The organism is Bacillus sp. MBGLi79, assembly GCF_002953915.1.
The window spans coordinates 2950702-2952696 of record NZ_CP026521.1 but is presented as its reverse complement, the minus strand read 5'-3'; the positions used below and the strand labels follow the sequence as shown (position 1 = coordinate 2952696).

The following is a 1995-nucleotide window of genomic DNA, read 5'->3' as shown; positions in this document are numbered from 1 at the left end:
TCCATTGCACTTTGTTGATGTTTTCTAAATTCATAACCTGGTTTATGACCCATATCCCATGGTTCATCTTTTTTCATTACCTGTTTTGTTAACGGGTCTTTAACAGATCCGGTTGAATCCTTAGCATTTTCCCAAACCTTATCTCTAACGCCTTTACGGAAATAAGTTGGTCTTTTGTAAGTTTTAGGAACTTTAGGTTTTTTGCTGGTGTTAGTAGATGTTTCGCTAACTCGGGAACTCGATTTTGCATTAAGTTTTTTGTTAATTCCGCGAGCTCCGAAAGGAACCAACATTGCCATTGCTCCACTAAGGCTCTGTTCTTGCCTCTCTTTAGAGACTTTATTCCCGAACATATCGCGTCCTGTTATGGCCTCGCTAAAACCATTTGCAGAAGCAAGTCCATAAAGTCCTTTGCTGGAGTTTTGAAGAGCATGGAATGTCTTAGGTGTTTTGTATACATCGAGAGCTTTGTCTGCTCTATACAATGCCTTACTTGTTGAATAAACAGCTTTTCCACCTTTAGCTAATTTACCTGCCCATCCTACGATAGGGATGTATCCTGCCGCAGCCATTGCACCGGCAGCGACCCGTTGTCCAGCAGTTAGCTTTTCGCCGGTAACAGGATCAACCCCATCAGCGGCTCTTTTATAATCATAATATCCAGAGACCTCTCCTGTAAAATTACAAACAGCATCCCAAGACTTTTCATACCATGGTCTGTTCGCCAGTTCTTCTTGTTCTTTTGCAATTCTTCTTTGTTCCGCCTGTTGGTCCTTAAAAGAGATGTAGTCTGTTGATTGTTTCTTTACTTCCTCAGTCATCTTGTGAATCTCACTGTCTCTATAAGCCTTCGCATTATAGTGAATAGGAGAGGCGCTTTTGCCTTTTGCTGTCGCATTCATTAAAGCTTGATAATCAGCTTGAATCATTTGTTCATTTGCTTCTGATAGTCCGTATTCTGATGTTAAGTTTTCGTCAACTTCATCCATTTTCTCAATGGCTTCTTTTCGTTTCTTTTCGGCAGACGAAAGTTCATTTTTAAAAGTTTCTGTCGAGAACAGATCCAAAGGCAGTATATCGTTGATATCATTTAATATATCTTGCATGGCTTTTTTCTGTTCAGACATGATGGATTTTGATTTGGTGGAGGCGTTAGCAAGCTCATGCGCTAAAAAGGTTTCTTCTATGTAGGCATCTGATAAGTTGGCGTCTTCTAAGAAACCAGGAATACTCGTTAAGAAAGAAATTTTCATCTCAATTAAATCAATCCATTGGTCAGCAATGCCAGCTTGGTCTTCATAAAATGATTTGATGTTATTAGCACCTTTGCCTGAAAACTCGCTATCATCTAAATCTGCAACAGCTTTGAACGCTTTCTTTAATTTGACCATTTTACTTTTTAATTCTTTGTATTCCTTTGCTCGCTTTTCAGCCTCGGAGAGCAAGGTTTTGGCTTCAAATACTTTCATGATCATATCCTTTCATTTAATCGTCATAACAAAATATTACCATGGAAGAATGATGAAACTAACTGTTATGTGGATCAAATGGTGGAAATGAATCATTCGATCTGTGTCATTTTACCTATTCGCTAATCGTTTCCAAGAAAGGGCACTTTCCAATTGTAACATCGCCATCATGGAAAAATTCGATAACGTAGCCGGATTCACTTAACATAAAAGTATCTGAACCAACGGCAGTTACATCATCAATTACGTTTAATGCATGTTCAAGACTAGTTTTTAATGCTGGCTGTTCTCCGTAACCCCATAGAATGATAATGTTTCTATCTTTAAAATGGTGTTTAGCTATCCAATCGTAAATCTCTTCCTCGTAATCTATAGATTGGTGACAACAAACTTCTTCCCACTTGATTCGTCCCCAAGATGTAAAGGGAAAACTGTTTGAAAGTAGTTCATAATATTTTGCCGTTAATTCTTCTAAATATTTTCATCTTTGTTTCCCAGACAGCTTTCACCAAACGTTTGTTTAAGG

1 protein-coding gene and 1 pseudogene are annotated in these 1995 nt (G+C 38.2%); both read right to left on the bottom strand.

The annotated features are described in order from the left end of the window. Nucleotides 1-1469 (bottom strand): T7SS effector LXG polymorphic toxin (locus C1T29_RS14980; RefSeq protein ID WP_208945488.1); only part of this gene is annotated, 1469 nt, incomplete at its 3' end. 369 nt (nt 1470-1838) lie between these two features. Then, nucleotides 1839-1952 (bottom strand): annotated as a pseudogene (locus tag C1T29_RS24835) (hypothetical protein); the annotation flags it as partial. Nucleotides 1953-1995 lie beyond the last annotated feature (43 nt).